The following is a 26,742-nucleotide window of genomic DNA, read 5'->3' on the forward strand; positions in this document are numbered from 1 at the left end:
ATAGAAAGTTTTATTAACGAATATGAACATTTAAAAAATGTTTCATTAAAAAAATATAATACTTATAAGATAGATGCTATGTGTAATTATTTAATTTATCCTGATACATTGGAAAAGTTAATTAAGTTATTAATATTTTTAAAATCTAATAATAAAATTCAGGCTCTTTTCTTTCTGCATTTGCACTTTCAAATGCAGGCTTTTTAGCTTCAAATGCTTCTCCAGTGAAAGCTCTTGCATTTTCTGGGCAAATGTTTATGCATGAAGTGCATCTTGAACATAATTCAAGGTCTACATCTGCAGGATCATCATCTGGAATTGCTTTCTCAGGGCAAACTCCTACACATTCAAGGCAGAATACACATTTTGCTTCATCACAGCTTACAACAAATGGAAGCTGCTTATAATCAAGATAAGGCCTGTTTCCTGGAATCTCTGATTCTAAAGAATCTCCAGATTCTATTTTTTCAATACATTTTTGTGCAAACTCATTGATCTTTTCAATGTCTGACTCATCAGGCCTTCCTAGTGCAACACCATCAAATATGGAATGATGGCTTATGGTGGAAGCTGCTGCAATAACATCAAAGTTATTTTCATTCAATAAGTCAACAAGTTCAATCAATGCATCGCTCACATGTGCATTCCCATAATTTACAACAGCAATAGCTTTAGTATGGTCACCTGTTAATTTGGATAACCTATCCCTTGCAGTTTTAGGAATTCTTCCTGCAAATACAGGCATGCCAACTATGACAATGTCATCTGATTCAAAATTCTTTTCATCATTGAAATACAATAAGTCACAAACAACACTTTCCTCATCAAAATTGTTAGCTATTTGACTAACAACTTTTTTTGTAGTTTCAGATGGACTGAAAAAAACTCTAATAATCTTGCTCATTTTTTCACCTATTTTAAAGAAATCAAATTCAATCAATTATCTGTAATGTTCGTTAATGTATTCATCAAGTTCCAAGTAAGACTCATCGATTACTTCATCGATTATTTCATCAGATAAGTTGGATAACTCATCTATGTCAATCTCAACTGATGCATCTACATCAAGTTCCCCATTTTCATTAGGATAATCAATTTCAATGCTTACATCCATATCCAAGATTTCCTTTTGAGACTTTATTGAAGAAGAGATTTTCTTCACAATAGTTTCTGATAAGAAATTTGAAATGTCTTCAAGATCATCTTCTGATAATTCCTTAAGTTTTGATACCATGTTAACACCTTAAAAAATAATGACAATGATTATAAAAAAATTATCGCTATACAAATTACAATGAAATAAAATAAAAAAAATAAAAAAATTATTTTATACAATACGAATTAAAAAATTAAAAATAAAAAAAAGAAAATAGAAAAAAATTAATTTAATCTATTTACCCTTGGATTCCACCCATAGCTTGTTGGATGGTTGCTTGCATCTCTTCAAGTTTTTTCATGACTCTTTCTTCTTGACGGGTCATGGTTTGTTGTCTTAATTTAAGAGTTTCAACTTTATCTTCAAGCTCTTCTAAAGTTTCATTACGTTCAACTTTAATTAATAAGTTTCCTGCAGATTTGAACACTTCAGCTCCTTCAGGAGTCTTTTTAAGTTCTTCAAGAGCAGTTTCAGTTTCTCTTAATTGAATGTCAACATTTTGTTTTTGAATGGTTACAGCTTGAGCTTGTTGTTGTAATTGTTGGAATTGGTTTAATTGATGTTGTATATTTTGTGGAATTTCCATATTTTCACCTTTAATCTTTTTTATAATAATATTAGTTTAATTTTTAATTATTCAATATAATTAGCTAATAAATCATTATACTATAATATATTATTAGTTAAATATTTAAAACTATTGATTGATGATTAACTTTCAGTCAATTCATTTATCTCAACAGACAGTTTAATCCATTTGATAGCAGAATTTATGGATGCTCTAAATGATGTTGCATCTTCTGCATCTATTGTGATTATGATAGTGTTCTTATCCAATTTCAAATCCATTGAAGATCTGTAATCAGGAGAAGTCTCAAATTCAAGCAATATGGAATCGTAAACGATTTTAGCTTGCTTTTCTGTGTCAAAATCAATGACAATGTCACTATTGATTGACTTTAATATATCACTTTCACTAATATGAATCTCTCCTGAAAAATATATTTCTAATTCTCAACTATTTTCTTAACGTTAATTTGGAAATCTATTTGTTCCCCTTTCTTATTTACAAAATAGAGTATTGCAAAGTTCTTGTCATCATCATAATCAGCATAGGATATCCTAATGTAATTTGAGTCTTGAGGTTCAGTAGTGACTTCAATGCCCAATACTTCAGCTAAAACATCTAACTCCCTTACAGTGGATCTGATTTTCAAATCCTTAGGACTGATGTGAAGACGTTCATTTGTAGTGTTTACAGAAACAAGCAAAGCAAGCTTTTCATTTGCTTCAAGGTCATAAAAAGTTAATTTGCTTGGATTTCCCTTAATCTGATACACTAAAACAAGACTGTCATGACCTAACTGCTTAGCTTTAATGAGCAAATCCCTTAAGCTGCTTTTTCCCCTATTGGTGTAATCAAAGCCAAAAGCGTGGGAAAAGTTTTTGCAGAAGGTTCTTGTTTTCTGAGATGGTTTTCTTGATGTAGAAATAAGCATGATAATCCTCTTTTTTATAATTTCAATAAGAATTAGAAATAGATATGCATAAAATTAGTAAAAATTATAAAAAGGCTAATTTTAATATTGGTCATTAAAATTAGCAATAGCTAAAATAACTAAATAGCTAATAAAAATAGAAAATGAAAGCAGGATCAACTGCCATAAGCTAAATAGTTATTAAAGATAATTAAAGAATAATTATAAATAAAAAATTATTTAATAACTATCTTGCTTTTACAAGTTTTCTGACTTCTGGAACTTTTTTAAATAAAATCCTATATCTGCATTTAGGACATTTATTTTCCATGTAACCTTTGTGGTCAACTTCAGTTCCACATTCAGGACATCTGTACAATTAGTTTCCTCCAACTACTCTTTTAATGTTACGGGTAGCAGCTTTTGCCATTGGAGTTTCAGGTACGTATGCTCCACCGGTAAAGACAGTACCACATTTTTTACATTCCCAAATTCCAGCGCTTACTCTTTTTACGTAAGGTCTGTCACATTTAGGGCAAACATGTTTCTTTTTCATGTTTTCTTCGATTTTCTTAACTTGTCTTTTTGCTTTTCTTCCGTATCTAGCACCAAATCTGCCAGTAATACCTACTTTTTTTGTTCTTGCCATTTAAAATATCTCCAGTAAAATTGAATTAATTAAATAAGTTATTAAGCTTCAACACCTACAAAGCTTAATTTAAAGTATTATTTAATCCATCACATGATAAACAATAAATATGAAATAATGAGACATACTCTTGTCTTTAATTATAAGATTAAATAAAAAGATCTGCTTTACTAATTATAAATCTAAAACGATAATTAAAATAAAGAGAATATTGTTAAAATTATAAAGCCATTACAGCAATTAGGCTATAAACTTAACTAATAATATAATATAGTATTTAAAAGTATATAAAGTTAATGGTTTTTAGATATTTTAATTTGAGAAAAATAGCTATTTTTTATTTTAGATTTAAATAAATCTTTAAATTTGCAATTTAACATTGAATTAAACCATTTTTTTACAATAATTATTTATATTCAAAGGATTTTTGAAAATAAAAATAAAATTTAGAAAATAAATTATAAGAAATAAAAAATTAATTAGAAAATATAAAAAATAATTAGAAAAAAATAATTAAAACTAGTGAGGATTAGTTCCAAACTAGTCTAAATAACTTAATAAATCGTCTTTAGTGGTAAATGCCATGTGAACAGCATCAAGGATTTCATCTCTACTTAAAGGTGCTTCTCCACCTTTTTGCATAGAACAGACATGGTTTCCTTCATCAGTTACACCAATGGTTATTCTAGCATCCAAGATTTCTTCCTCTTCTAAAGAAGGATCTAAAATCAATCCATTGCCGATTTTTACAAAGGTGGATAAAGCTAATTTGTCTCTGATTGGTAAATCCATGGTTTCATCTTCAGACAATACAACTTCATCGTCAATGTATTCAGCAACTGGCAATTTAGTGTTCATTAAAGCTGCCATTACAGCAAGGTTAGATGCATCAAATAAGTTTCCATCGTAATCAATAACGTGTAAGTCAATGAAAAGCATCCAAACTTTTTTGCCTTCTTCAATACAAAGCTTTTCCAAGTCCACTAATTCACTTTCACGAATTCCACGGTCTACTACACGTGCAAGTTCAATGGATTCTGGGCTAGGTGGACCTGGTTCAAATCCAGGAGCAGCCATTGGCAATAGTTCACAATTGGTCATTAAGACACCTAAATTAGGAGTGTCACCGAATGGTTCACCAATAGTTGGCTTTACACCTACGATAACTTGGGTGTCACCTAATTTAACTCTTGCAGAACCTTCTGCCTTTTCAATCACATTAGGTTCAATGAAAATATCTCTTCTTTCATCAAAAGCTCTTCCATCAGCTCTTTTACCATCATTTATAAGTCTTGTAATACTTTTTCTAGTAATTTCTGGTACAATATCCATATTTTCACAACCTATTCAGAACTATACCTGTTCTTTAAAGCTTCATGTTGGAGTTCGCTAATTTTCATACATCCTTCCATAGCTAAGTCCAAAGCTTCTTCAAATTCTTCTTCAGTTAAGTTACCGTCTGCTTGAAGTAAAGTAATTTCACCGGTTCTTGGCATGATAGCGATAGGAACGTCAGCTTGTCCTTCCTTATCCTCTTTTTCAGATAAGTCTAAAACGATTTGGTCATTTACTTTACCTGCAGCACAACCGACTACAATATCTTTCATTGGAATACCTGCATCAGCTAAAGCTACAGCAGCTGCAGTGATTCCTGCACAACGGGTTCCTCCTTCAGCTTCAATTACTTCAATTGAAACGTCAACCATTGATCTTGGGAATGATTCCAACATTAAAGCAGGTCTGAGTGCATCAGCAGCGATTTTGGAAATTTCAGTTGATCTTCTATCTGGACCAGGTCTTTTACGGTCATCTACTGAAAATGGAGCCATATTGTATCTTACTCTAATTACACCAGTATTAGGTTTTAATAAACGTCTGATATAGGATTCTCTTGGGCCGTATACAGATGCTAATATTTTATTTCCACCAACTTCCAAGTAAGCAGAACCATCTGCTCTTTTCAAGACTCCAGCTTCAATTTTAATTGGACGGAGCTCATTGTAAGCTCTGCCGTCAGCTCTTAATTCTTTGTCATTTGAGATAATAAAAAACACCTCTTAAAATCACATTCATAATTAACAATAATTATTAAATTTTTAATTCAACAGCTTAAATACCTCTTCCTTGTGAAATGTTTAAAGTAGGAGATTTAGAATTATCTGCACGACTTAAATCAAAAGAAGATTTATTATTCTTTTTTTGCTCATTGATGTATTCATAAGTGTCCATGAAATTAGGCTTTTTGGATTTTTCATCTTTTGAATCATCCTCATCATCATCAGAATCATCTTCATTTTCTTCCTCAGATTCTTCAACAGCTTCCTCTTCTGGACTTTCTTCTGAATCTTCTTCAACGTCTTCTTCATCTTCAGATTCTTCAACAGCTTCCTCTTCAGAATCCTCTAAATCCTCATCATCTTCGGAATCTTCAACGTCTTCTTCATCTTCAGATTCTTCAACAATTTCATCTTCATCTTCGTCTTCAGAAATAGCTTCAGAGATTACATCTTCCAATTCTTCATCAGAGATATCGTCTTCAAATTCTTCGATGTCTTCTTCAGAATCCTCATCATCCAAATCTTCTTCATCGATATCCTCATAATCTTCAGTTTCATCATTGAAGTCTTCCAAGTCCTCTTCGAATTCCTCATCTTCAGAATCCTCATCATCTTCTTCGTCTTCTTCTGAGTCTTCATCAATGAATCCTTCTTCAGCTAATTCCTTTTCAACTTCATCTCTGAAATCTTGAAGTTCAGGTTTTTTCAAACCTTCTTCAAATGCATCCTCTTCTTCCTCTTCTTCTTGTTCCACTTCTTCGACTTCTTCCTCTTCTGGAGGTAATTCGCCGTCAATAAGTAAACAAAGCTTGTTTTTAATTCTATCAGTTAAACCAGAGGTATGAGCTTCTCTTTCTATAAGCTTGATAATGTTTTTAACGATTTGTTCCATGTCTTCATTACCTTTTACCCAAACAAGACCATTTTGACCGACTACAATCTTACAGCCGGTTTTATCCTTGATCATGTTGATCATGGAACCTTTCTTACCAATTAAACGAGGCACTTTGGTAGGAGCGATATCTACAATAACTCCACCTTTGAATTTGCCCATTCCACGGCCTTTTAAACCTAATTTAACCTTTTTAACTTCATCAACATCGACGATTCTTAAGAAAAGAACATCACCAATGTCAAATACTCTACTCAATTCCTTTTTCTCTCTTCCGAATACTTCAGATGCAGGCAAGATACCAGAGTATGGTGAGTTAATGTCTACTCCCCACATGGAAAATCTGACATCATCGATTTTACCAATAACCACATCTCCTTTTTTAGGAAGATATTTGCTTTTTAAAGGAATTACACTAATTTTCTTATTCCTTAAAGAAACTAAACCTAAGAGTTTGGAACAAATTTTTCCATCATCTTCAAAGGTTCCTCTTCCTGGATAATAATCATCCTCTGCTAATAATTCTCCAGGAACAACTAAATCTTTTTCATTCACATATATCATACATATACTTCCCATAAGAGTATATTAAATTCAACTACACACCTAAATTAAAACACCTATAAGGTTAATCCGATTAGTCTCTTATTATCTAATCAAATTAAAATCCATTAGCCGTTTATTGCCAATAGATCATTCATATAGCTAATTTATTAATTTAGTTTCAGCTTCTCCTCCTGAGATAGAAGCCATTTTATGATTAAAATCATCTTGAAGACCACCAGGCATTTCTACAATTCCAATCCAAGAACCATCTTGTTGCCATTCTTCATTTACAATTTGTCCAAATGGGCGAATTGCAGAATAAGCATTACCTGCTGCTGTGCTTGGTAATCTAACAGCCATTTTAACTTTTTCAAATTTAATTGGGATTAAAACTTTAATTGCTTTTAAAGCTATTTGAACCTGTTCATCAACAGATTTAAATGCATCTACTTTAACTTTAGCTTCGTTCATAGCATTTTCAATTCTCATTGCAGGGTGTGGAAGACCATTTTGAGGGTTAATACCTTCTCTAGCTATTTTAGCAATAACCTGTTTTCTCTTGTCCTCTTGCATCTGTCTTCTTTGCTCAGCAGTTAATTGAACATGCCCTTTTAGAAGAATTTGACTAGCCACATCCAAAACATCAGTTGTTCCAAATACCTTTTCCATAGCTTCCTCAGAAGCCTTGTCTCCTTTTTTGGAATCCTTGAATATTTCTTCAACAGCCAATATGTCTTCAATTTCAATTTCTTTTTCATTATCTGGATTTCTAAAGTCTGCAGCTAAATCAGGATCAACTAAAATTTCAAATTTTTCTCCAAAAGATTCTAATCTTGCAATAATAGCATCATCTACATTTACCATGCTTACTCACCAAAAACCAATTAATTTGATATTGCTTTTTAATACATTTTAAAAAAATAAAAAATGTAATTTATATACATTAATAAAAATGTAAAAATGAAAATGAGTTCATTATGAACTCAAAAATTAAAATATAAAAATTTAAGAATGTTGAGAAAGATGTGGGAAAACCCCATATCCTCTAAGATTTTAGATATACTTAATAATCATCCTTAAATGTTTATGTTCGCTTAAGAATTTTTCTGTAAGAACTAGCTTAACGCCAAACTTTGCAGTTTCCCTTAAAGCCTTACTCTTCAGAATCTTTTTCACCAACGCTTTCTTCAGTAACATTTTCATCTACTACATCTTCAGAAGTCTCTTCGGAAGCTTCAGCGGTTTCATCTGCTTTTTCATCTACTACATCTTCAGCATCTTCCTCGGATTCTTCTTCCTCTTCTTCAGCATTTCTCTCAAGAAGAGCTTCGACATACTCAGATACTTCATCGTCAGATAATTTTCTGTAGCTTTGAGTATCTACTTCAATGACAGCTATTTCAACGCTTTGAGCTGTGGTTCTTCCTTCAGTAGCTTCGTAAAGCGCATCTAAACCTAAGTTGATTGCATCTTCTAAGCTAATGTCGTCTTCATATCTTTCTTCAAAGACATCCATAGCTGCTTGTACACCAGATCCGATAGCAGTTGCCTTGTATTCAATTAAAGCTCCACTTGGGTCTGTTTCGAATAATTTTACTTCTTCACCATTCACTCCACCAATGATGAGTGCTGAACCGAAAGGCCTTACACCACCATTTTGAGTGTACATTTGTTTCATGTCACAGATTTTTTTAGCTAAACCTCCAACAAGAATTGGTTCATTATAGGTAATTCTGTTAATTTGAGATTCAATACGTGCTCTTTCAATCAATGCTCTTGCATCAGCTACAAGACCAGAGGTAGCAGCACCGATATGATTGTCGATTTGGAATATTTTTTCAATAGATTTTGCTTCGACCAATCTGCTTACAGTTCTTTTATCTACAATGAGAACTACACCTTCTTTGGATTTAAGACCTAAAGAGGTGGTTCCTCTTTTTACAGCTTCTCTTGCATATTCTACTTGGAAAAGTCTTCCATCTGGGCTAAATACAGTAATTGCTCTGTCATAGCCAGCATTTTGTTGTTGTAAAGGTTGCATTTAATATCACCTATTTTTTTCTAGAATTTTTAATTTCACTAACAAATTACTTAATAAATTACATATTTTATTTAAAATCAATCCAATTTATCTAAAATAATAACAGCATAATTACTTTATCAAATAATAAATAAACTAAATACTTTTTAAATTTATTCATAAATTTAAAGATTATGCATTATTTAACTCATTTCATCTTATTTTCATCTTATCTTCTAAATTACAGCCTTTTAAAAAGAATAAATAAAATTTCAGCCATAATTTACGTTTAAACAAATTCAAATTAATTTTAAAAAATAAACCAAACATTCTGTTATTTGGTAATATGTATTTTATTGATATTTCTGTCAATACTATATTATAATAAAGTTATTTATAAATGTTTTCAAATTTTTATTTTATTATTGATCTATTGAAAAGAAAAAGAGAAATTTTTTAAAAAAAAGAGAGGAAATAAATAAAAAGATTTTAAATAGTAACGGATTTAAAAAAAAAAGTTCTATTGGATGATATCCCCATCAATGAATTTTGAAATTCCTGATTTGACTGTTCCGGAAACTCCAATTGTATTGATGGCAATTTTCCTTTTGTTTTGCCTTGTTAAAGTGGATAGAGCAACCCTTACATCATTCTCATAGGATCTTCCGCATCTTAAGACTGTCTTATAATTGAAAATAGCTTCATCATTATGGGTGCTTTCTTCAATTAGATAATGTCTCATGACCCATAAGTCAAAGTTGCTTGAATGGTTTTCTCCCCAGTATCTAATGCAAGCATCCCAGCAATATACCAACATGTCTTCCTTGGATATTTCCACTTCTGACTTTACATCAAGAATCAGGTAATGATGATTTTTCCTTAATGTTGGAGGCAATACCTTTAGTTTCATTGCTCATCCTCCTCTAAATAATTTTCAATATCTTCATCACCAATATCTTCAATTAATTCCAAATCCTCATCATCAATCAAATCATAATTGAAGTCTTCATCAAAGTCTTCAGATTCATTGAATTCTTCCAAATCACTCTCAAGATTGTCATAAGTATCAGTGAAATCATCCCCATCTATACGTTTCACGCCTTTAACAATCATGCTTTTCCTTTCCTTATTGAAGTCAACGATTTGCTTAGGATAATAATAAAATCCATTGTATATCTCCTCATTGCTAAATCCAATGGACTTGAAGAATGATACAACATCCCTTGTAGAGCGTACATCAAAAATTGATTTGGAATCTGTTGTTAGAATCAATGGGAACTTGAATTTGCGATGGAACTTAAGGATTTCCTTAAAGCTGCTTATTACATTAGCCCTGTATCTGAGATGATTGTTTAAGATGTCTCTAAAGCATAATTCAATAGCTACATTGTTTCTTTTAGCTTCCTTTGCCAATACATGATTCATACCGGAATCTCTTCTTTTATAATAAGGTCTTGACAAGACATCAATCCTATGGTTTTCACAAACGCTACGATTGATCTTTAAGTCCCCACCTAAACAGCTGATGTAATTGGACTTATTGCGATATTTGTTGATTATTTTTCTGATTTCATTGGAATTGGCATTTAGGATATTTATCCCCATAGAAAGCTCAGCATGCTCAAAATTAGTTTTTTTGTTTCTATAGGTCTGATTGAAGTCAACTGAGGATAATTCCCCAATCAAATCATCCTTATATTCAAGAGCCTTTTCAAAATTATCAGGAGTATAATTCAAATTAAGATAATCCCATCCGAACTTATTGGCTTCCTTTACCAAGGTCAAATCATTATCGTAATTCTGTCCTCTTAGATTCAAGTCATAAAATTTCATTTGATTACCTTAATTCGCTTTTAAATATAATTTTTTTAGAGTAGTTATTAGAATAGTATATTTTATAATTTATTATTATTGTTTAAAATAGTTTCTAATCTTTTTTGATATTTTCAGGGAATATTTCAGAGATTTTCTTGATTGCAACCTCTTTTTTAGCAGGATATGCAGCTATTTTAATCTTTAAGTGAATGCTGTCTCCACCATCAAGAATTTCCAACTCCTCTTCTAAGGCCTTTTCCTTAGATAATCTTAAGAACAAATTGCCTTTTTCATCCATTTTTCTATCTAGATCATTATACAATTTAACAAGCTGATCTTCTCCAATGGATTCTATAAGAGTGTTAATGAATTCTTTTGTTTCTCTTTTTTTAGATACAGTTCCAGTTAAAATGAGCATTTTCTCTTCCAAAAGACCTTCTGCCTCTTCCACTTCAGGTTCTGCAGTAGGCAATATATTTAAAAGAGCTTCTAAAACTTCATCTTTGTCCTCATTTTCGTAAATAAAGACACGATATCTGATATTATGAATCATGATTAACAATCCCAATAATAAAATTAATTTAAATTTGATTAAAATTATAAAATAAATGATAATAATTGTAAAAAAAGTATAGATAATTAATAAAAATAGTTTTTAAAAAAATAAAAAAATAAAAAGAAAAGAAAAATTAAAAAAAGATTATTTTAATCTTTTTTCACTACCTTTTCCTCTATTTCTACGGCCACGGCCTTTTTTACCAGCACTGGTTAAGCCTCTGAGAGCTCTGCTTCTGTGCTGTTTTTCACAAATCCAGTTGATTTTAGGGTCGTTTTTAATAGAAGGACTTTGTGGGTCTACTAAGATTACTTCAAAGTATTTGTATTTTCCGTCAGCCCATACCCAGTAAGAGTTTAATACTTCCATGTTAGGGTATTTTTTAGCTACACGTTCTTCACCGATTCTTTGAATAGACTTAGCCATGGTAATTTTGTTTACACCCATTCTTTTTGGTCTACGACCATGTTTGAAACGAGTTTTCCTACGTCCACCACGTCTAACTTTTACTCTTACAACCACGAAACCTTTTTTAGCTCTGTAACCTAAAGATCTTGCACGATCAATTCTGGTTGGTCTATCGATTCTAGTGATTGCAGGTTGTTTCCTCCATTGAGGAACTCTTTGCCACATAAGTTCTCTTACATAAGACTCATCTGGATTTTTCCATGCATCTCTAATATATTTGTACATCATTTAAATAACCTCTTGTTCAGCTTTTCGCCACATCCAAAGGACAATATTTAAAATGTTTATTTTGATTAACTGTATTAGTTTAAATAGAGTAATGAATAGCTATTTAATTATTAATCAAATTCTAAATATTATAGTCCATAAGAGTTTAATAATTCTGTTAGAATCTTGCTATCAAACAGCAAATATACTAACATATTATAATATTTAATAGTAATCATTTAAAAAGTTTTTGTATAAAATAAGCATTGAAGAAAAATTCTTTTAAAAAGTTTTTCTATAAAATAAGCATTGAAAAAATAGCAAAAAAGAATTAAAAAAAAATTAATAACCCCCCTTTACTACAATTTATTTTAAAAAATTAAACCTAAAAAAATCTAAAAATAAATTTTTAAGCCCATTAATATTAGATTGAATAAGATAATATATAAAATTTGCTAATAACTTGCTAATAGCATATACATAGTATGAACATAGTAATATATATGTAAAAATTAAAGTTTTAATCATGACACATTCAGATATGGACAGAATTATTCATGAAAATGAAAAATTAAAGAATGAAAATAAGGAATTAAAACAGCACATAAAAAAACTAGAGTTTCAGCTTAGAATGACTCAAGACAACCCCATATCAGAAAATACTCATAAAATAAAAAACAGAAGCATGAAAACAATCAATATAAAAGATTTTGATAAAGATCAAAATCTCTCTTTTCATCAGGAAATCAAAGATGAATTAAATGATGAAGAACAAGAATCCATGAGCATAGTCTCTTTTTTAGCAAGATCTGATAAAAGGGTTCAAATTTTAAAATCAATAAGTGAAACCGCTAAAATTCCATCTGCCATTAGTAAAGAAATAGGCGATAGCAGCCATCATGTTTCCAAATATCTAACAAGCCTAAAAGAAAAAGAGCTTGTCGTCTGCTTAAATGAAGAAGATAAAAGATTTAGATTCTATAGAATAACTGCAAAAGGAAAATATTATTTAGAAATTATTGAAAACAATCAGTTTTAAGAAAAAAAGTAACTATGATAATAGATGAGAAAAAACTAAAAATACGAAAATAGAAATAATAAAAATACTAAAAAAAAATTTCAAAAATAGTAAAAAAACATAAAAAATAAAATAGTTAAAATTTTTTTTAACTATTTGCTCTTTTTAATTTAAATATAACTGGTGTCTTGTTTTCTGAAGTGTGCTTGTGGATGATCACATAATGGGCAAACTTCAGGAGCTTCTTTTCCATAATGGATGTAACCGCAGTTATTACACTTCCATGCAATCTCTTCATCTTTTTTAAAGACTTTGTCTGCTTTTATTTTAGCGGTTAAAGCATTGTATCTGTCTTCGTGTACCTTTTCAGTAGCACCTGCTGCATCAAATAATGCTGCAATTTCATCTAAACCTTCTTCACGTGCAGTTTCTGCAAATTCCTTATACATTACAGTCCATTCTTCATGCTCACCTGCTGCAGCATCTGCAAGATTGGTTAGAGTGTCAGGCACTTTTCCATCATGTAAAAGCTTGAACCATATTTTTGCATGTTCCTTTTCATTATCTGAGGATTCTTGGAAAATATCCTTGATTTCCACATAACCATCTTTTTTAGCTTGGGAAGCATAAAATTCATATTTTACACGAGCTTGAGATTCACCAGCAAGAGCTGTTTTCAAGTTTTCTTCAGTTTTTGTTCCTTTTAAATCTGCCATAATAATCTCTCCAAATTTAATTTTTTATTTTAACCAACCTAATTTAATAACATATAAAAAGGACAAAAATACATTATTTTTTTAATAGTTATATTTAAGATTAGTTATTACTATTAAATTCAGTTTCATAATATAAAAACTTTTTGACTTGAAACTAAAAAATTTCACAAAAAAATGATAGAAATGAAATAAATTAAAGAGATATGAAAAAGGATAAAAAATATTAAAAGAATAAAAAAAGGATAAAATGGAAAAAAGGATAAAAAATATTAAAAGAATAAAAAAAGGATAAAATGGAAAAAAGAATAAAAAAATATAAAAAAGAATAAATTAAAAAAAATTAATTTACGAAGTTGATTTGAGCATCATCAATTAAAGGATAGAAAACCAAACTGTCCCCTTCAAGATTTTCATTATTTAAATCTACAGCAGTTATTTGATGATTGTCATAGGTTTTATAATATAATATGCATTTATTTGTATTGTAGCATGAAGAATAAATGGTATATTCATATAAATCAGGATCATCAATAAAAGTCAACCCTTTTTGCTGCTCTACAGACCCTAAAATATGGAAAAACTGGGAAACGCTTTCGCTTTCGCTTGCTCCAGAAAATGAATTTTCACGAGTAAATGCCACCTTAACAAATCTTGATGCTGAAGATAAGTCACCTGGAAGTCCAATAGCACCCATCCCTCTGCTGTAAGTATCCAATTCCAGATTCTTAGAGAAAGTGTTTTCCGGTGTTTTAACGCTTAGGTTTCTATAGTTATTTAAATTAAATAGCTGCATATCAAAGGTTGGATTATTAGTCAATACTCCAACGGGATTGTCATAGACTTTTAATCCATTTTCTAAAGGCTCAACAATTATAGAGGAATTCTCATCTGAAATCATCCAATGAAGAGGAGATAATGGCAAATTCTCTGAAAAGTTAATATTCACCATATTAAGATTTTCGAGAAGCTTTTTAACATCCTCAACAGATTCAGCTTGAGACAAAAGATAAGGGATGAATTCAAATGGGGTTACATTTACCATATCCTCTTCGATTTCCCTATAAATTGCATTGCCTGCAAAGTTTAAACCTGCAATCGCAACCCCTTTTTCATTACAAGCATCATAATATAAAGGATATTCATCAATACCTGCAGTTATTCCTATAATTGCATAATGAGATTGCATATCATCTATTTTTCTGAATTTGAACTCGTAATTCCTTGGAGTTACACATACCCTCTCATTGTATGAGATTTCATAGTCAAAATTTCTACCAAAATAATGATTTTCTGTAATATACTCGCTAGCAGTACACATAAATATATTTTAGTATTAAGTAAGTTAAATAATTTTTTATAAAATCTCTAAAAAAATAGAAAAATAAGCAATCATACTCAAAAAGAATGAATAAATTTTAAAAATAGAAAAATAAGTAATCATACTCAAAAAGATGAATAAATTTTAAAAATAGAAAAATATACAACCATACACAAAAAACATGATAAAATAATAAGAAATAGAAAAATTTTATAAAAAAATAAAATAAAAAAAGTAACCAGTTAAGAGTGATTACTCCCAACTAGTGATAAAAGTTTTTTTACTCAAGGTTCTGCGAACTGAAGTTCGCGAAACTTGAATTTATTCTTCAAATGGTTGTGGCAATGCACAAGCATCGTTTCCTTTAGCTAAGTATGAGTATACTAAAGCTGCAAGGATAGCGCCCACAATAGGGCCAACTAAATAAATTGGGAAGAATCCCCAAAGGTTAGCTCCACCAAGTAAGGTGTCCATTAAGTAAGGACCAAAGGTACGTGCTGGGTTAATGGATGCACCAGTGAATGCACCAAGTACAATGATTACAGCAGCTACAGTCATACCAATGGAGATACCTGCAACACCAGGGTCTGCCTTTTTATCCACAGCAACACCCATTACTACAAGCATCAAGAAGAAGGTACCTATACATTCAGCAATCATTGCTGGAATATAACCTACACTCAAACCAGGAGCAGTAGCACCTAATCCCCCAATTGTTACAGCAGGAGCTCCTAAACATACGAATAACAATAAGCTTCCTAAAGTTGCACCAATCACTTGAGCTACGATGTAGTAAACACTGTCAATCAATGAAATGTTTTTGCTGACAAGCAATCCGATTGTTACTGCAGGGTTTAAGTGTGCACCTGAAATTTTTCCAAATAAGTAAATACATGCCATTACAGTTAATCCGAATGCAAGTCCAATAGCTAACCAGTCTCCTAAACCACCAAGTAGTCCAATACCCGCTGCACCAGGATCAACACCATCATCAATAAGTAAAGTTACAACTGCAGATCCAGTACCGAAGAACACTAGGAAAAAGGTACCAATAAGCTCTGCAATGAATTTTTTAGTAATATTACATGAAGCCATAATTTCTCTCCTATATAAAAATAATCTTATAATAATTAAGTTTGAATCCTTAAAAAAAAATAAAGATAAAATAAAGAGTTAAATCTTTAAATTATCCCTTAAACTTATCTATACAGATTCTTTCCATTGACAATATTCGTGTTTTGCATCAATGATACAAGAAGCACAGTTTTTACATCCTCTTACAGGTGAACCAGGAACTTCTTTGTTAAGTGCAATGATGTTTGTCATCATGGTTGCAGTTACAGGTTCAGGAGTAAGCAAGCATGGGTAGTCTGCAAGTCTCATTAATGAGGAGAATCTTACTGTAATGCCACATGCAGGATATGTGTATCTTTGTGGGTTCATAAGAACTTCATTGTGGGTAATTGCGCCTAAGTCAACAGCAAATCCATTAACTTTAGGTACAAGATCGATTTTTGCACTGCTTCTTGCTTTTCTTGCAGCGGATATGTAAGTGGAACCTCTGTGAATCATGTCCATAAAGTCACAGTTGTGCAATTCTGCAGCTGCACCTCTTGTAGGATATTGTTGTACATAGTTGTGGAATCTTTTGGTTAATAAGTCTACAACCATGGTGGAATTGAATCCATCTAATTCAAGAATGTATTCAGTTGCACATGCAGTGGAACCGGTTGCTAAGTTCAAGACTTGTGAAGGGTGCATGAATTTACCTATGTTGTCTTTTAAGGAAGCTTCCATTACTTTAGCGGTTGCTTGAATAATTGCTAAGGTTACATCATCCTTACACATGTTATAGCTTGCTTGACCGATATGGTGACCAATATCACCAACACAGTATGCTGGTACGGTTACAATGTTACCGTAGTGTACACCGTCATCCATAGCAGCTTTAACAACAGGTCTCATTTCTTTTTTGTATCCTTCCATGAATGCTCTTACATCAAAGGAGGAGTGTCCTGCATCATCCATCAATTTTCCTTGAGCTTCTACAGGTTCTTTATAAATCATTTGCATTGATTCGACTTCTTTTGCAGCTGCTTCTGCAGCAGATGCACCATTTTCAATAGCATGAGCAAATGAGTCACCAATACCATAGGAAGTGTTCATACCCCATGATTTTGCAGAAAGAATAGCTTGCTTGTGCATTACAGGAATATGAATGGTTTTCAAGATTTGGTTTACTACATTGGAAGTACTTCCTGGCATTAAAGCGAAGTCCACTACACAGGTAGGTCCATAGAATCCACCGTAACGGCGAACGGATTCTTTTGTAATCAATGTTTCACTGTCAGCAATAGCTTGAATAAATGTAGCCATACTGTCTGCGAAATCACCATCTTCCTCACATAAGATTTCAAGAATAGGAGGAGTTTGGTAATGTTCAATAAATGGATCATCTTCCGGTCTGATGGTATCAGCTACAGAAGTCAATACTTTATAATGGCTTTCTACAGATTTTTTGTGAAGGTCGATAACAGATTTTGCTTGACCATCTGCACAAGTCATGCCTGCTACAGCATCTGCATAAGGTTTTGCATCTGTAATCTTAAAGTCGTTGTATCTATTTGCGCTAATTACATCAATATCTGCTTGAAGAGCAGCTACTGATTCATTAATCATTTTTTCATATAATTCATTCATCATAACACCACATTATATAAAAAATTCGACCGCTAAAGTTTATTTTATTTTAAAAGGTTAAATCAATTAGTTTATTCTAAAAGGTTAAATTAAATTAATTAATTTAAAATGTTAAATTAAATTAATTCATTCAATATGTTAAATTAAAATAAACGCTCTGAAGATTAAGATTATATAAAAAAATAGATTAGAAATATTTAAATCAAAGATAAATAAAAATTTACCTTTATTTTAATGAAATATTGAATAAAAATCTATTATGTATAATCTTCTCTTATATAATAATTACTTGTATAAATATATATAATTTTTGAAATGATTCTAAAGTATACTAATAATCTAATTTCATTAAAAAAATAAGAAAAAATAGTTTATAGATTTGATTTAATTTAATTGAATATATAATTAATTAAAATGATGTTTTAACCTAAAACTATTGGAATTATTTATCATAACATTACTTAAAAAGAAGTTAACTGAAATCCAGTATAAATGTAAAGTATTTATCTACATGATGTGTTAAAAACAGTAAAAAATAGTAAAAAATAAAAAAAGTAGAAACTTCTTAAGAAGTCTCAAAAAGATATCAAGAAATAAATATTGAGAATAGATATAAGAAATAACTTAAAATTATTCTACAATATATTTCTTTAAGTCTTCAGCCTTATCGGTTTTCTCCCATGGAAGACCTTCAATACCAAAGTGACCGTATTTAGCGGTTTGCTTGTATTTGGTAGATCTTAAGTTCAAGGTTTCGATGATTCCATCAGGAGTTAACCTAAAGTTTTCACGAACAATCTCATCAAAGGATTTGCTGGTCTTTACTTCAGTTCCATAGGTATCAACCATAACGGAAGTTGGCTCAGCAACTCCAATTGCATAGGAGATTTGGATTTCACATTTTTCAGCAAGTCCACTTGCTACAATGTTCTTTGCAATGTATCTTGCCATGTAACATGCGCTTCTATCCACTTTAGTGCAGTCCTTACCTGAAAATGCTCCACCACCGTGTCTTGCATATCCTCCGTAAGTGTCTACAATGATCTTACGACCGGTTAATCCTGCATCACCATGAGGACCTCCGATTTCAAAAACACCAGTTGGATTGATGTGCTCTTTGGTGTTTTCAGTCATTAATTCCTGTGGAATGACTGCCTTAAAGAGCTTTTCACGAATATCTGCCTTTAATTGCTCTTGATTGTTGGACATTGTCTCATCATGTTGGGTTGAAAGAACAATTGCATCCAATGAAAGAACATTTCCATCCTTATCGTAGTTTACAGATACTTGTGCTTTACCATCAGGTCTTAAATATGGAATTTCACCAGTTTCACGGAGTTCTGTTAATTTATTTGTAAGCTTACGTGCCAAATCAATTGGGAATGGCATTAATGAATCAGTCTCATTAGTCGCATAACCGAACATCATACCTTGATCTCCAGCTCCGCTTTCTTCACCTTCACGGTCTACACCTTGCTTGATGTCTGGAGATTGAGCATGAAGCAAACTGACAACTTCACAGTTATGACCATCAAATTTCAATTCAGGATTGTCATATCCAATTTCAATGATAGTGTCCCTAATGATTCTTTCAATATCTTCTCTAGTAATGTTGGCATCTGCGGTAACTTCACCGAATACCAAACAGAAATCAGTTGTAACACAAGTTTCACATGCAACATGAGCATGAGGATCCTGTTCCATGAATGCATCTAAAATAGCATCGGAAATGATGTCTGCAACTTTATCAGGATGCCCTTGGGTTACTGATTCAGATGTGAATGTTTTGTATACTTCACTCATTTTTTCACCAAAATAATTTAATTAATATAATGTTTTTAAATAAAGAATTTTTTATCTTTTATTATTTTTCTATTTTATATATATTAATATTTGTGTTTATTTTATTATTATTTAATATTATTTGGTACCATAAATCCTATCTCCAGCGTCACCAAGACCTGGAACGATGTATTTGTTTTCATTTAATCCCTTGTCTACAACTGCACAGTAAATTTGAACATCAGGGTGATTGGTTTCAATCACCTTAATTCCTTCAGGTGCAGCAACAATGCATAAGAATTTGATTTGCTTTACGCCATCTTCCTTAAGCCTGTCAATGGTTGCTGAAACGCTTCCACCAGTTGCAAGCATAGGATCTATAATCATAGCTATTCTGTTTTCAATATCTTCAGGCATCTTATAGTAGTATTCAACAGGCTCAAAGGTTTCCTCATTACGGTAAAGACCAATATGGCCGACTTTAGCATTAGGAATCACATTGATGATTCCTTCAACCATACCCATACCTGCTCTTAAGATAGGAACAACAGCATAATTGTCCTCATTTAGCTTGCCTGTTTGCATCTTAGCAAGAGGAGTTTCAATTTCCACTTCCTCAAGTTTTGCATCTTTAGTAGCTTCATAGCATAAAAGAGTGGAAATTTCAGTGACAAGTTCTCTGAACTCTTTTGTACCGGTATTCACATCTCTTAAAATACCTAATTTATGTGTAATTAATGGATGATTCAAAACAATTTCATTCATATTATATCTCCATGATTTTTAGATAGTTGAATTATATTAATATTATTTATGACTTAAATAAGTTAAATAGATTATTATTTGAATTTGTAAAAAAGAGAATTAAAGAAATAAAAATAGTTAAAAAATAGTTTAAAAAATAGTTAAAAATAGTTAAAAATAGTTTGAAAAATAATAAAAAAATTAAGAAAATATAAATAAAAAAAATTATGAAAAAGAAATTTAACAGCCGATTTGATATAATTTAAACCCTAAGCTTTCTATTTTCTTATCATAAATGTTTCTTCCATCAAAGATAATTTTTTGATTCAATTTCTCTTCAAGTAATGCAAAATCAGGATATCTGAACTCTTTCCATTCAGTGATTAAAACAAGCCCATCAGAATCATTTAAAGCATCATATCTGTTTCCAACAAACTCTATTGAAGCTAAATAATCCTCTCCAATGGCTTTTTTAAACTTATCACTTGCCTGAGGATCATATGCTTTAATTTTTACTCCTCGTTTAATAAGTTCTGAAACAACAACAATTGAAGTGGCTTCACGGACATCATCAGTGCCTGGCTTGAAAGATAGACCCCAAACGCTTAAAGTGATGCCAGATAAATCATCCCCAAACCTGTCAACAATCTTATTTACCAGAACCATCTTCTGATCATCATTGACCTTTTCCACATCTGACAAAATCCTTGGGAAATATCCATATGCCTTGGAAGTGTTGATTAAGGCCTTAACATCTTTTGTGAAACAGCTTCCACCATAGCCACAACCAGCATAAATATAATCATATCCAATCCTACTGTCTGATCCTATGCCTAAGCGGACCTTTTGAACATTAGCACCAGTTGCTTCACAAACATTGGCTATCTCATTCATAAAAGATATTTTGGTTGCAAGCATTGCATTGGCAACATACTTGGTCATTTCAGCTGATTTGATGTCCATTAAGATAAACCTGTCATGATTAAGCACAAAAGAATGATACAATTCCTTTAATGTCTCAAATGCCTCTTCATCTTCAGCCCCAATTATTATGCGGTCAGGGTGCAGGCAATCCTCAATGGCTCTGCCCTGCTTCAAGAACTCTGGATTAGATGCCACTTTGATTTCTATAGGTGAGTTGTTTTCCTTAAGTATCTTTTCAATATGTTCTTTAACCTTAAGGCAAGTGCCGACAGGAGCAGTTGACTTTAAAACAATCAATGAATCTTGACTAATGTTATTTGCAATATCTGATGAAACAGAGAAGATATCATCAAGATTAGCGCTTCCATCTTCATCCATTGGAGTTCCAACAGTTATGAAAACAATATTGGAATCGTCTAAAGCCTCTTTGATGTCTGTAGTGAAAATCAAATCTCCCTTCTCTTGGGAACTTATGACCAAATTGTCTAGATTCGGTTCATAAATAGGCAACATTCCCCTTTTAAGTCCATTTATCTTTTCTTCCACAACATCTATACAATAAACCTTATTTCCCATTTTAGAAAAGCAGGCGCCAGTTACAAGTCCAACATAACCTGTTCCAATAACAGTAATATGCATTGAATCACCTATTAAAAAAAAAAATCTTAATTATCTATTATTTGTTTATTAAATTGATACAATATTATATTCTTTATTAAAACTATAAAATTTTTATGATTAATTTAAAAATAGATAAAAATTAAAATAATGGATAAAAAATAAATTGAATAAAATAAAAATATTGAAAATTGAAAATAAAAAAAGTATAAGATACAGTCAATTACTGCATCTAAATTTTACTTAATTTTTAATTCTATTCAAAAACATTATCTACTAGGAACTGTGCAAATGCATTACCATATTGACCATAAACAAATTTTGTAAAATGCAAGTTATCGGAAGCAGTATATGGACAATTTTCCTCATTAACTATTTCATAATCCCTTGTTTTGAAATTATAGAATGATAAAACATCTTCAGTAAGACTTTGCCATTTATCATACTGTGCTAATAAAGCATTTTGATAATCAGTTAATGTTAAACCAATTTTATTTGGAGTAATATCCCTATTCTGTCTAATTTTATAATTATTAGTACGATCAGAATAATACAAATCCACAAATACTACTTTAATAGCATCCTTACCTTCTTCAATACGTTTTAAACTAGCATTAACTATTTGTTCCATAATATGATTAAAAGCTCCATTAAATGTTGTTGTGTCATTACTATCTTCAGATCCTAATATAGAATTATCAAGATAATCATTTGTACCTGCTGCCAATACAACAATATTATAATCACTAATAGTGGTGTTAGTTTCACCTTTACTATTTTGTGCAGTGTCAAGTTCCTCCCAATTACCTGGAAGTTCACCAATAGCGATTTGATCAACTACTTCTCTACAAATACGATATCTATAATAATTTGTATTTTCTATGTTGGAACCATCAGGATTTTGACCTAAATCATGATAAGTTGAACCTGGAATAGAAGGATTGTAAAAATTACATCCAAGTAATTCTGCAACTCTATTTGGAATAGAAAATATGTGTCTGGTTGATTCAGCTTTATAAGGTGAACCATATGTGATACTATCACCAAAATACAAGATGGAATAGTCAGAATAATCTTCATTGAAATTTCTTAGTGAAAATCCTTCATCAAATTTACTATATACTATCTCACCATTTTTACTTGCAAATGCTTTTACAGTATAATAAGCGCCCTTATCAATTCCATTTAAAGTCAATGAAATACATGTGGAAGTTTTTTGTAGAGCAGATCCTATCTCTTCCCATTCATCATCAACAGCATTCCTTTTAAGCACTATATATCCATCAGCATTTGGTACTTTGCCCCATTTAATAATAGTGCTATTTAAAGAAACAATTGATGGTGCTTCTAGATGGAAATCCCCATCCTTATAATATAGACCATAACTTGTTTTAGTAACACCATTAACTTTTTTAATATTTGAAGCACGAACGGTATAAAACAGATTATTATAACTTGGATCTATAAATGTATCACCACTTATAATAGATTTTAATTCTTTTACTGAATTATAATAAAAATCTGTATAGTTAAGATTTTTTGCATCTACAACATCAATAAGTTCATAATTTCCATCACGCCCCATTTTTCTAAATATACGATACTTAGTTGCATTAGGAATTTTATCCCATTTTATTACAGCTTTTAAATTTTGGAAATCAACAGTGACATTTGGCCTATCCATTATCTTTAAACCTTCTATATCATATGACCCTAAAATTTTTCCAGAACCATTTTTTAATATCTCTCTAACGGTGTAGGTATAGAATTTATCAGAATCAATCTTATCATAAAAAGACATGAATCCAGAGTTTGCTTTTACATTAGCTAGAACACCATAATCTGTTTCATTTAATTTCCTTAAAATCTGATAATCACTATTGTTTTTAGCATTCCAACGTACTACAGCATAGTAATCTTCATTTTTAGGATAGAATTGTGTAGAAACCAAAGTAGGGGTTAAACTATTTTTAGTGGCATCTAAAGATTTCTTAACTATAATCTTAGATGATTTAGAAAGATTATAACTTTTATTTCCTGAATTAATTGTTACCTTATGAGTACCTATAGTCAATTTGTTGGTTTTTATTTTAGCAATAGCGGATGAGTTTGTCTTTACTGTGTATTTCACATATTTCTTTCCAGTATAAACCTTCACATTAAGCTTAAGGTTTCTTTTAAGGAAACCGTAATAATCTGAAACTTTAATGGTAAAATAACTATTAGCCTTATATTTTACTGTTTTAGATGGGGCAGTTGCGGTAATTTTCAATACTCTTTTAGCAACATATCTTTTAACAATAATCTTAGTGGATTTATAAACTTTAATATTCTTGTTGGGTGATTTGATAATTACCTTATGAATGCCTAAAGCCAATTTTCTTGTGCTAATTTTTGCCACACCTTTGGTATTTGTCTTTACAGAATAAGTCTTAACCTTCTTCCCAGTGAAAACATTTACCTTAATTGAGGTATTCTTCACTAAAGCACCAGTGTAATCTGAAACCTTAATATAAAAATAAGAATTTGCCTTACGCTTAACAGTCTTTTTAGGAGCATAGACTGTGGCATTGGATTTTGTGACCTTAATTGATGATGATCCCATATTCTTATTGTTTACATAAATCATTACATTATGAGTTCCTACAGCTGGATGAGGCACTTTTATGGAAGCTATACCCTTTTCATCAACATAGGCATAATATGTCTTGTAAGTATCTTCTGTATACACTCTAATACTAACTTTAGCATTGTATAATGGGGAGAAATAATTTGTTCCATTGATGTTGACTATATCATATGGCTTCACTTGATAAATGATATTGCCTACAGTATACTTTACTGTCATGGATTTATATTCTGCATTGCTTGAAACAATTGAAGGAGTATAAACCTCTGAGAATGCTGCATCATTACTAGAGTTAGTGCCATTTCCATCAGCACCGGAATCCTCTTCCTCATTTCCTGAATCATCCCCATCAGAACCTGAATCCTCTTCATTAGGTTCTGATAAAACTGGATCATTTGTACTTAAAGCATCATTTGTTGAAAGATCATCCACATCATTAGAAGTGGAACAATCAGAATAAACAATTTGCGAATAATCACTTTCTATTATATCCTCTTGAACATTAAAATCATCACTATCACTTGCAGATACACTTGTTATGGAAAATAACAAAAATACGATTAAAACTGCAAGGAATATTTTTTTAAAACTATAAATTCTTACACCACCTAATTAAAAAATCAAAGAAGATTTTTTAATCGTTTATTCTTATGTAACCTAAATATAAACAGACATTACATAAAATAAATTAAAACTATCGATAGTTAAACATTTATCATAAAGACATATAAATCTTTCTTAAAAATAAATTTTAATTAAAGCTATTAAAATTAATATAAATTGATTTTAAGACTCAAATATTCTTTATTAATAATTAAAACAATTTATAATCTTTATTTGCCATAAATAATCAATAACTATTATTAAAACTTAAAAAGACCAGCAAAAAATAAATAAAAATAAAAACTATCGTATATTTCTTTATTTAATGAATAAACACAATTTTATCAGTATTTAAATCAAATATAATCAAATATTACCTTAATAAATCAAATATGCTTAAAAATTCAGTTATTAAACAAAAAATAAGATTATATTAGTTTTTTAAATATGATATAAAAAAATCATACTTTCTTATAATCCCTATGATTAAGAATTTCTAATTTAAATCCCAATTCAACTATTATAAATCCAAAACAAAAGGATTTACATAAAAATAAGGGTTTAATTGAAAAAAGGAATAAAAATACTAGATTAAATCTCAAATCATTAATTTTTAAAAAAATAGACGAGATTATCCCAATAATCTTTTCAAATGATGCTATGGAAAATGAATGTTTTTGCAAAGCTTATACTGCACACTATAAAATTTATGAAGGACTTAAAAAGAGTAATTTTGATAACATAGACAAACTCGATATATGTATTGACGGTTATTTTAAAGCTGAAAATGATAGAAACGCTAAAGTAGAGTCAGCCTGTAATTTGATATCAATGTTTTATTTGCTTCTTATGATGTTTAAGGATGCTCCATCTATAATATCTAATCCACCTGCAATCTTAATTCAAATTGCTAAAAAAGATGACAACACTCGAAAAATAATAGAAAACCCTGATTCCAATTTTGAAAATGAGTGTAAAGAACTCTTGGAGATGTTTGAAGACGAAGATTTTCAAGAAATGCTTGATGAATATAAATATATCCTAAAAAAGTCGCAGAATTGGTCGGAGTTAGCTGATTATTTTTTAGCATTACAGTATGTTTTTAATCTTGTTCAAAACAATTTGACTCCCGAATTCAACCGAAGAGTCGGTACAGAAATGCTTAACAGTTTAATTTCAGTAAAAAATGATTATGCTGCTCGCTTTATGTCATTAATTAGAGAAGCAAGCGGACTCAAAAGTTCACAAATTGTGGACGACAAACTGAAAAAATGTGATATACTATGCTTGTAATTCGTTACATCCCGAAATGAAGATTTTCGTTTATGGGAGGTTAATATGAATTACAAACAAAAATTGGACAAGCAAAAAGTAGGATTAAATTTGTATCGACTGATTGATGAGTCAAACTACACGTACGAATACGTTGCAGAGTTTTTGATGCTTAGTTCACCTCGTGTTATTTATGAGTGGACAAAAGGGACAAAAATGCCGACCATTGAAAATCTTATGAATTTAGCTAATCTTTTTGAAGTTCGCATTGAGGACATCCTTTCGTAGGGTGTCCTTTTTGTACTGTTGGTACATCGAAAGCGTACGCAATTTATGCTATAATATTGACGAAGACAGATTTATGTGCTATAATAATGGCACATAAGAATTATTCGGACGCCTTCGGGCGATGGTTATTTGCTTGTTCAAAGCAGTTACCTTACGTGTGTATACCGAATTGTGCCTAAAAACAGAGAGTAACATCAGCTAGTCGAGATAAACCCGTTACTTGGTTCGTGTTTGGTTGCGTATAACTACCCGACCACTCATAGCACCACTCGAGATTTAGCGGAAA

The 26,742-nt window shown here is 30.9% G+C and carries 25 protein-coding genes and 2 pseudogenes; 3 read left to right on the forward strand and 24 right to left on the reverse strand.

The features are described from left to right. Positions 1 to 145 precede the first annotated feature (145 nt). The 16 genes and pseudogenes from Q0409_RS09685 to Q0409_RS09760 form a co-directional block, all read right to left on the reverse strand. Positions 146 to 904 (reverse strand): 4Fe-4S binding protein, encoded by a 759-nt coding sequence (locus tag Q0409_RS09685; protein WP_298537610.1) that lies wholly within the window; start codon positions 902 to 904, stop codon positions 146 to 148. Between the two features lie 36 nt (positions 905 to 940). Then, positions 941 to 1,234 (reverse strand): DUF3194 domain-containing protein, encoded by a 294-nt coding sequence (locus tag Q0409_RS09690; protein WP_298537613.1) that lies wholly within the window; start codon positions 1,232 to 1,234, stop codon positions 941 to 943. A 160-nt stretch (positions 1,235 to 1,394) separates the two neighbouring features. Next, positions 1,395 to 1,742: a prefoldin subunit beta gene (locus Q0409_RS09695; RefSeq protein WP_298537617.1), complete on the reverse strand. Its 348-nt coding sequence runs from the start codon at positions 1,740 to 1,742 to the stop codon at positions 1,395 to 1,397. Positions 1,743 to 1,867: 125 nt separating this feature from the next. After that, positions 1,868 to 2,161, reverse strand: a complete 294-nt coding sequence (locus Q0409_RS09700; RefSeq protein ID WP_366940125.1) for a KEOPS complex subunit Pcc1 — start codon at positions 2,159 to 2,161, stop codon at positions 1,868 to 1,870. A 2-nt stretch (positions 2,162 to 2,163) separates the two neighbouring features. Then, positions 2,164 to 2,655, reverse strand: coding sequence for a Brix domain-containing protein (locus Q0409_RS09705; RefSeq protein WP_292788176.1), 492 nt, complete (start codon positions 2,653 to 2,655; stop codon positions 2,164 to 2,166). A 226-nt stretch (positions 2,656 to 2,881) separates the two neighbouring features. Beyond that, entirely contained in the window at positions 2,882 to 3,013 is a 132-nt protein-coding gene (locus tag Q0409_RS09710) for a DNA-directed RNA polymerase subunit P (protein ID WP_292777583.1), read from the reverse strand. Beyond that, entirely contained in the window at positions 3,014 to 3,283 is a 270-nt protein-coding gene (gene rpl37A, locus Q0409_RS09715; protein ID WP_292788178.1) for a 50S ribosomal protein L37Ae, read from the reverse strand. A gap of 540 nt (positions 3,284 to 3,823) precedes the next feature. Next, positions 3,824 to 4,615 carry an exosome complex protein Rrp42 gene (gene rrp42 / locus Q0409_RS09720; protein ID WP_298537621.1) on the reverse strand — a complete coding sequence of 264 codons (792 nt, stop codon included), beginning with the start codon at positions 4,613 to 4,615 and terminating at the stop codon, positions 3,824 to 3,826. 11 nt (positions 4,616 to 4,626) lie between these two features. Then, complete coding sequence (gene rrp41 / locus Q0409_RS09725) at positions 4,627 to 5,337, reverse strand: exosome complex exonuclease Rrp41 (RefSeq protein ID WP_295607562.1); 711 nt, start codon at positions 5,335 to 5,337, stop codon at positions 4,627 to 4,629. Positions 5,338 to 5,905: 568 nt separating this feature from the next. Beyond that, a pseudogene (rrp4, locus tag Q0409_RS09730) lies at positions 5,906 to 6,796 on the reverse strand (exosome complex RNA-binding protein Rrp4); the annotation flags it as partial. 141 nt (positions 6,797 to 6,937) lie between these two features. Beyond that, positions 6,938 to 7,642 carry a ribosome assembly factor SBDS gene (locus Q0409_RS09735; protein ID WP_298537624.1) on the reverse strand — a complete coding sequence of 235 codons (705 nt, stop codon included), beginning with the start codon at positions 7,640 to 7,642 and terminating at the stop codon, positions 6,938 to 6,940. A 415-nt stretch (positions 7,643 to 8,057) separates the two neighbouring features. After that, positions 8,058 to 8,819: pseudogene (psmA, locus tag Q0409_RS09740) on the reverse strand (archaeal proteasome endopeptidase complex subunit alpha); the annotation flags it as partial. A 499-nt stretch (positions 8,820 to 9,318) separates the two neighbouring features. Continuing rightward, positions 9,319 to 9,708, reverse strand: a complete 390-nt coding sequence (locus Q0409_RS09745; protein WP_296855245.1) for an Rpp14/Pop5 family protein — start codon at positions 9,706 to 9,708, stop codon at positions 9,319 to 9,321. Next, positions 9,705 to 10,631: a ribonuclease P protein component 3 gene (gene rnp3 / locus Q0409_RS09750; RefSeq protein WP_298537628.1), complete on the reverse strand. Its 927-nt coding sequence runs from the start codon at positions 10,629 to 10,631 to the stop codon at positions 9,705 to 9,707. The genes Q0409_RS09745 and rnp3 overlap by 4 nt, the downstream gene beginning before the upstream one ends. 94 nt (positions 10,632 to 10,725) lie before the next feature. After that, complete coding sequence (locus Q0409_RS09755; RefSeq protein ID WP_298537631.1) at positions 10,726 to 11,166, reverse strand: RNA-binding protein; 441 nt, start codon at positions 11,164 to 11,166, stop codon at positions 10,726 to 10,728. Positions 11,167 to 11,313: 147 nt separating this feature from the next. Beyond that, the gene (locus Q0409_RS09760; RefSeq protein ID WP_292787240.1) at positions 11,314 to 11,862 is read right to left on the reverse strand and encodes a 50S ribosomal protein L15e; all 549 of its coding nucleotides are present in this window, start codon (positions 11,860 to 11,862) and stop codon (positions 11,314 to 11,316) included. Positions 11,863 to 12,370: 508 nt separating this feature from the next. On the opposite strand from Q0409_RS09760, the gene Q0409_RS09765 reads away from it, so the two are divergent. Then, on the forward strand, positions 12,371 to 12,883 hold the full coding sequence (locus Q0409_RS09765) for a winged helix-turn-helix domain-containing protein (RefSeq protein WP_298537634.1): 513 nt from the start codon (positions 12,371 to 12,373) through the stop codon (positions 12,881 to 12,883). A gap of 149 nt (positions 12,884 to 13,032) precedes the next feature. On the opposite strand, the gene rbr is transcribed toward Q0409_RS09765, so the two are convergent. From rbr to Q0409_RS09805, 8 genes are all read right to left on the reverse strand, one after another. Beyond that, positions 13,033 to 13,578 carry a rubrerythrin gene (gene rbr, locus Q0409_RS09770; RefSeq protein WP_298537636.1) on the reverse strand — a complete coding sequence of 182 codons (546 nt, stop codon included), beginning with the start codon at positions 13,576 to 13,578 and terminating at the stop codon, positions 13,033 to 13,035. Positions 13,579 to 13,918: 340 nt separating this feature from the next. Next, positions 13,919 to 14,896 (reverse strand): choloylglycine hydrolase, encoded by a 978-nt coding sequence (bsh, locus tag Q0409_RS09775; RefSeq protein ID WP_298537638.1) that lies wholly within the window; start codon positions 14,894 to 14,896, stop codon positions 13,919 to 13,921. Between the two features lie 321 nt (positions 14,897 to 15,217). Next, positions 15,218 to 15,991, reverse strand: coding sequence for an MIP/aquaporin family protein (locus tag Q0409_RS09780; protein ID WP_298537640.1), 774 nt, complete (start codon positions 15,989 to 15,991; stop codon positions 15,218 to 15,220). Between the two features lie 108 nt (positions 15,992 to 16,099). Further along, positions 16,100 to 17,596: a DUF2193 domain-containing protein gene (locus Q0409_RS09785; protein ID WP_298537642.1), complete on the reverse strand. Its 1,497-nt coding sequence runs from the start codon at positions 17,594 to 17,596 to the stop codon at positions 16,100 to 16,102. Between the two features lie 630 nt (positions 17,597 to 18,226). Next, positions 18,227 to 19,399, reverse strand: coding sequence for a methionine adenosyltransferase (gene metK, locus Q0409_RS09790; protein WP_298537645.1), 1,173 nt, complete (start codon positions 19,397 to 19,399; stop codon positions 18,227 to 18,229). Between the two features lie 117 nt (positions 19,400 to 19,516). Continuing rightward, positions 19,517 to 20,143: a uracil phosphoribosyltransferase gene (upp, locus tag Q0409_RS09795; protein ID WP_298537648.1), complete on the reverse strand. Its 627-nt coding sequence runs from the start codon at positions 20,141 to 20,143 to the stop codon at positions 19,517 to 19,519. 219 nt (positions 20,144 to 20,362) lie between these two features. Next, complete coding sequence (locus Q0409_RS09800; protein ID WP_298537651.1) at positions 20,363 to 21,685, reverse strand: UDP-glucose/GDP-mannose dehydrogenase family protein; 1,323 nt, start codon at positions 21,683 to 21,685, stop codon at positions 20,363 to 20,365. Between the two features lie 235 nt (positions 21,686 to 21,920). Beyond that, the gene (locus tag Q0409_RS09805; RefSeq protein WP_298537654.1) at positions 21,921 to 24,845 is read right to left on the reverse strand and encodes an SGNH/GDSL hydrolase family protein; all 2,925 of its coding nucleotides are present in this window, start codon (positions 24,843 to 24,845) and stop codon (positions 21,921 to 21,923) included. A gap of 711 nt (positions 24,846 to 25,556) precedes the next feature. Here Q0409_RS09805 and Q0409_RS09810 point away from each other — a divergent pair. Further along, a complete protein-coding gene (locus Q0409_RS09810) occupies positions 25,557 to 26,189 on the forward strand; it encodes a hypothetical protein (RefSeq protein WP_298537656.1) in 633 nt (210 codons plus the stop codon). Positions 26,190 to 26,234: 45 nt separating this feature from the next. Next, positions 26,235 to 26,456 carry a helix-turn-helix transcriptional regulator gene (locus Q0409_RS09815; protein WP_298537659.1) on the forward strand — a complete coding sequence of 74 codons (222 nt, stop codon included), beginning with the start codon at positions 26,235 to 26,237 and terminating at the stop codon, positions 26,454 to 26,456. The last annotated feature ends 286 nt before the right edge of the window (positions 26,457 to 26,742 follow it).

Source organism: uncultured Methanobrevibacter sp. (assembly GCF_937898925.1).
Lineage (GTDB): Archaea > Methanobacteriota > Methanobacteria > Methanobacteriales > Methanobacteriaceae > Methanobrevibacter.